At 72.3% G+C, this 5,558-nt stretch carries 4 protein-coding genes and 1 pseudogene; all 5 read right to left on the bottom strand.

The genetic code is table 11. The features are described from left to right. A pseudogene (locus tag ACI379_RS09735) lies at positions 1–459 on the bottom strand (DUF559 domain-containing protein); the annotation flags it as partial. Positions 460–592: 133 nt separating this feature from the next. Further along, on the bottom strand, positions 593–1,948 hold the full coding sequence (locus ACI379_RS09730; protein ID WP_439791881.1) for an aspartate aminotransferase family protein: 1,356 nt from the start codon (positions 1,946–1,948) through the stop codon (positions 593–595). A gap of 58 nt (positions 1,949–2,006) precedes the next feature. Further along, positions 2,007–3,470, bottom strand: a complete 1,464-nt coding sequence (locus ACI379_RS09725; protein ID WP_439791880.1) for an NAD-dependent succinate-semialdehyde dehydrogenase — start codon at positions 3,468–3,470, stop codon at positions 2,007–2,009. Continuing rightward, a complete protein-coding gene (gene gabT, locus ACI379_RS09720) occupies positions 3,463–4,809 on the bottom strand; it encodes a 4-aminobutyrate--2-oxoglutarate transaminase (protein WP_439791879.1) in 1,347 nt (448 codons plus the stop codon). Before gabT ends, ACI379_RS09725 begins: the two co-directional genes overlap by 8 nt. Beyond that, on the bottom strand, positions 4,806–5,558 hold a 753-nt coding region (locus ACI379_RS09715), incomplete at its 5' end, for a saccharopine dehydrogenase family protein (protein ID WP_439791878.1). The genes gabT and ACI379_RS09715, both read right to left, overlap by 4 nt.

The raw sequence follows: 5,558 nt of genomic DNA, 5'->3' as shown, positions 1-5,558 counted from the left end.
GAGCTCGTGGCGGGTGACCACCCCCTCGCGAAGCGCCGAGTCGGCCACCGCCAGTGCCTCGTCGAAGTCGAGCGTGCGGGCGCAGTCCAGGACCGTGCGCACGCGGGAGGTCACCTCGCGGCGCACCTCGTCGTCGCGCAGGTCGGCCCACCGGACGTCGAGGTCACCGACCGGCCGGCGACCCAGATGACGGGGGAGGGTCACCGTCGGGCGCAGCGGCGGGAACTTCACCTTCCAGCCCCAGTACTGGGCTGCGCTCAGGTGGGAGAGGGAGCCACCGGCTTGCGCGGCAGTGGCCCGCCCCTCCGACAGTCCGGCAAGGCCGTACGTGCCGCGCCGCAGGCGGACGACCGCGCCGTGCAGCACGGCCGTACGCAGCCGCGAGGGAGTGGTGGGACCCATCAGCTCACCGAGGGTGGCCACACCACCCAGTCGTCGCAGCGCGTCCACGGGATCCACGGCTCCACCGTGCCCGATGACGGGTGCCCGTGGGCGGTCATCCACAGGCGCCACACCTCAGGCAGTTCGACGTACCAGCGCCCTCGCGCCCGCGGCGTCCGGTGCCGGCGCCGCCGAACTGCCTGTGGTGCTGTCAGCCGAGCAGGGCCTCCACCGCACCGCGGAACGCATCGGTGTGCGCGTCGACGTCGGCGGTGGTGTGGAACGGGCTGAAGAGGCTCATGTTGTGGAAGGGGGCCAGCAGGACGCCGCGGTTGAGCGTCCACAGGTGCATGAACGCATCCAGCTCCTCGTCCACCGCCGCGGCCGCCTGGGCGCCGGTGCGCGGCGGCGGGCAGAACCAGTACTCGGCGCGGCAGCCGAGCCGCTGCACGTGCCAGGGCAGGCCGTGGGCGGCGATCACGTCGGCCACGTCGGCGGTGAACCGTTCGGCGAGGCCGATGGAGACCTCGAAGTCCTCGGTCCGCAACGACGTGGACAGGGTCGCCCGCACCGCGGCCATGGCCAGCGCGCTGCCGGTCAGCGTCCCGCCCACGCCGGCGACGTCGATGTCGTGGCCCAGCATCGGGCCGGCCAGCTGCTCGGCGATCTCGGTCGTCATGCCGTACGCGGCCACCGGGATGCCGCCTCCGATCGGCTTGCCCATGACCACGAAGTCGGGGTCGAGGCCCCACGCGGCGGTGGCGCCGCCCGGGCCGGCGCAGATCGTGTGCGTCTCGTCGTTGACCAGCAGCACGCCGTGCCGCCGGGTGATCTCGCGGACGCCCGCCAGGTAGCCCGGCTCCGGCAGCACGATGCCGATGTTGGTCAGGGCCGGCTCCATGAGCAGGCACGCCACGTCACCGCGCGACAACCGCTCGTCGAGGGCGTCGAGGTCGTTGAACGGCACCACCGCCGTGGTGAGGGCGACGTCGACCTGCGGCCCCAGCGCGCCGGGGCGTGGCACCACCCGGTCGCCGGCCCGACCGTGCTCGAGCACGCCGAGGGTCTCGTCGACGGTGCCGTGGTAGCACCAGTCCATGACGGCGATCCGCGGGCGACCGGTGAGGTGCCGGGCGAAGCGGAGGACGAAGCGGTTGGCGTCGGTCGCGGTCATCGCCATCTGCCAGTGCGGCAGCCCGAAGCGGCGCGCCAGCTCACCGGCCACCCAGGCCGAGTCGGCCGTGGGCAGCATGGTGGTGATCTGGGTACGGCTGCGCTCGGCGATCGCGTCGGCGACGGCAGGCAGGCAGTGTCCGGTCATCGACCCCGTGTCGCCGAGACACAGGTCGACGTACGTGTGACCGTCCACGTCGGTGAACCGGCCCCCGGAGGCGGACTCCACGAACACGGGGAACGCCCCGGGCCACCGGGTCATCCACGGCATCGGCACGCCCGCGAGCAAGTGCTCGCCCGCCTCGTCGGCCAGCTCGCCCGAGCGCGGGTGGGTGTCGATGAAGCGCTGCTCCTCCTGCGCGTGCAGGCGGGAGAGGCGGATCCGGTCGATCATGGGTCGCTCCTTCGGCGGTGTGGAGTCTGGGCGCTGGCTGAGCCCGGCTTCGACGGGCTCAGCCAGCGGGAGGGGAGACGGCCATGCCGACGTACTTGGTCTCCAGGTACTCCTCGATGCCCTCGAAGCCTCCCTCGCGGCCGTACCCGGAGTGCTTGACGCCGCCGAAGGGGGCGGCCGGGTTGGAGACGATGCCGGTGTTGATGCCGACCATCCCGAACTCCAGCGCCTCGCTCAGCCGGATCACGCGCGAGTTGTCGTTGGTGTAGACGTACGCGACCAGGCCGTACTCGGTGGCGTTGGCCAGCGCCACCGCCTCCTCCTCGGTGCTGAACGTGGCCACCGGGGCGACGGGTCCGAAGATCTCCTCGGTGAGCACCCGGGCGCCCGCGGGCACGTCGACGAGCACGGTGGGGGAGTAGAACCAGCCCGGCCCCTCGGGGACGGTGCCACCGGTCAGCGCCCGCGCCCCCGAACCGAGTGCGTCGGAGACCAGGGCGTGCACGCCGTCGCGGGCCTTCTCGGTGATCAGCGGGCCGACGTCGGTGCCGTCGGCGAGACCGTCGCCCAGCTCCAGGGTCGACATCCGCTCGGCGAGCGCGGCGGAGAACTCCTCGGCCACGTCGACGTGCACGAGGAATCGGTTGGCGGCCGTGCAGGCCTCGCCGATGTTGCGCATCTTGGCCAGCATGGCGCCGTCGACCGCCGCGGCGACGTCGGCGTCACCGAAGACCAGGAAGGGCGCGTTGCCGCCCAGCTCCATCGACACCCGCAGCAACTGCGTGGCGGACTGCTCGACCAGCTTCTTGCCCACCGCGGTCGACCCGGTGAACGTCAGCTTGCGCAGCCGCGGGTCCCGGATGAGGGGCTCGCAGACCTCGCCCGAGTGGGTCGTGGTGACCACGTTGAGGACGCCGACGGGCACGCCCACCTCCTCCAGCAGCGCGGCCAGGGCCAGCGTCGTCAGCGGCGTCTCGTGGGCCGGCTTGACGACCATCGTGCACCCGGCGGCGATCGCGGGTCCGATCTTGCGGGTGCCCATCGCCAGCGGGAAGTTCCACGGCGTGATCATCAGCGTCGGACCGACGGGCGCCTTCATGGTCACCAACCGGGTCGGACCGCTCGGCGCGGTCGCGTACCGGCCGTGCACACGCACCGCCTCCTCGGCGAACCAGCGGAAGAACTCGGCCCCGTACGCCACCTCGCCGCGCGCCTCGGCCAGCGTCTTGCCCATCTCGAGGGTGATCAGCTCGGCGAACTCGTCGGTGCGTTCGACCAGCAGCTCGTACGCCCGGCGCAGCATCTCAGAGCGTTCGCGGGGGGCCACCCGAGCCCACCCGGCTTGTGCCGCGTGCGCGGCGGCCAGGGCGCGGTCCCCGTCAGCGGGGGACCCGTCGGCGACGGTCGCGACGACCTCACCGGTCGCGGGGTTGGTCACCTCGAACGTCGCCCCACCCTCGGCCGGTCCCCACTCGCCGCCGACGAAGAGCCCTCGCGGCAGGAGCTCCAGTACCTCAGACATCGTTCACAGCCTCCTCGAACGCGGCCTCGAAGAGGTCGAGGCCCTCTGAGACCAGTGTGTCCCCCATGGCGAGCGGCGGCAGGAACCGGAAGACGTTGCCGTACGTGCCGCAGGTCAGGGTGACCAGCCCGGCGGCCGCGCAGGCGCGGTGGACCGCGCCGGCGAGTGCGGCATCGGGCGTCTTGGACGTGCTGTCGGTGACGAGCTCCACGGCCAGCATGGCGCCGCGGCCGCGGATGTCGCCGACCCGCTCGGGGTGGCGCGCGGCGAGCGCGTCGAGTCGCTCGCGGAAGATCGCCTCGATCTGCTTCGCGCGGCCGGGGAGGTCCTGGGCCTCCATCGTCTCGATCGCGGCCAGGGCCGCGACGCAGGCGACGGGGTTGCCGCCGTACGTACCGCCGAGGCCGCCGACGTGGACGGAGTCCATGATCTCCGCGCGCCCGGTCACCGCCGCCAGCGGAAGGCCGCCGGCCATCCCCTTGGCGGTGGTGATCAGGTCGGGCACCACGCCCTCGGCGTCGCAGGCGAACCAGTCGCCGGTGCGCGCGAAGCCGGTCTGCACCTCGTCGGCGATGAACACGATGCCGTGCTCGCGGCAGAAGTCGGCGACCTTGGCCAGGAACCCCGGAGCGGGCTCGATGAAACCGCCCTCGCCCTGGATCGGCTCGATCAGCACCGCGGCGCAGTTCTCCTCGCCCACCTGGCTGTGCACGAGGTCGACGAAGGCGGCGTACGCCTCCTCGGCGCAGTTCTCCGGCCCCGTCGGCCACCGGTACGGGTACGCCATCGGCGCGCGGTACACCTCACCGGCGAACGGCCCGAACCGGTGCTTGTACGGCATGTTCTTGGCCGTCAGCGCCATCGTCAGGTTGGTCCGGCCGTGGTACGCGTGGTCGAAGACGACCACGGCGTCGCGCCCGGTGTGGTGGCGGGCGACCTTGACCGCGTTCTCCACGGCCTCGGCGCCGGAGTTGAACAGCGCGGAACGCTTCTCGTGGTCGCCGGGGGTGAGGTCGGCGAGCTTCTCGCAGACCGCCACGTACTCCTCGTACGGGGTGACCATGAAGCAGGTGTGGGTGAAGTCGGCGACCTGGGCGGTCACCGCCTCCACGACGCGGGGCGCGGCGTTGCCGACCGTGGTCACCGCGATCCCGGAGCCGAAGTCGATGAGGTGGTTGCCGTCGACGTCGACCAGGATGCCGCCGCCGGCGCGCTCGACGTACACCGGCAGCGTGGTGCCGATGCCGGCCGACACGGCCGCCGTCTTGCGGGCGTGCAGGGCCTGCGAGCGGGGCCCGGGGATCTCGGTCGCGAGGATGCGACGCTGCTCGACGGTCACGGGACGATCTCCTTCTCCTGCTGTCCCCACGGGGATCCGTACCCCTGGGGCTTGGGGGCGGCGAGCAGGTCCAGGAACGGACGCGGCTGCATCGCCTCGGGGCCGAGCACGCCGGTGCCCGACCAGACGCCGGTCGCCAGCAGCTCGAGCGCGACGACCGGGTTGACGGCGGTCTGCCAGACCACGCACTGGGCGCCGTACTCGCGCATCGTGTCGGCGTTGTCGACGACGTGGTACAGGTACGTGGAGCGTGGAGCCCCGTCCTTGCCGGTGCCGGTGACCCACAGACCGGCGCAGGTCTTGCCCTCCATCAGCGGCCCGATCGTGGCCGGGTCGGGCAGGCAGGCCGCCACCACGTCGCGCGGGGAGACCTCGACGCCCTTGACGCTGACGGGGGTGGTGGAGTCGAGCCCGAGCGTGTGCAGGGTGCGCAGCACGGAGATCATCTCCTCGCCCAGGCCGTACTTGAAGGTGACCCGGTCGGCGTCGACCCACCGGGGCATCATCAGCACCTCCTCGTGCTCCACGTGGACGCACTCCACCGGCCCGATGCCGTCGGGGAAGTCGAAGACCTCCGGCTCGGAGAACGGCGGCAGCGTGAAGAAGCCGGCCTCGAGGTCGTACGCGCCGTCGCGGTCCGCGCGGGCGCGCTCCCACACCACCGGCGGGTTGAGGCACTCCTCGATCACGGTCCAGATCGAGAAGCCGGGCGCGAAGATCTCGTTGCCGTCCTCGTCGCGGACCACCAG

The organism is Nocardioides sp. (genome assembly GCF_051876515.1).
In the GTDB taxonomy this organism is placed as follows: domain Bacteria; phylum Actinomycetota; class Actinomycetes; order Propionibacteriales; family Nocardioidaceae; genus Nocardioides.
Note: the sequence above shows the minus strand (reverse complement) of the source record. Positions and strands in the feature narration are given on the sequence as shown.

What these genes read in the sequence shown, in the direction of transcription:
- ACI379_RS09730 (WP_439791881.1), bottom strand. Translation starts at nt 1,948, where the DNA reads ATGATCGACCGGATCCGCCTCTCCCGCCTGCACGCGCAGGAGGAGCAG.
- ACI379_RS09725 (WP_439791880.1), bottom strand. Translation starts at nt 3,470, where the DNA reads ATGTCTGAGGTACTGGAGCTCCTGCCGCGAGGGCTCTTCGTCGGCGGC.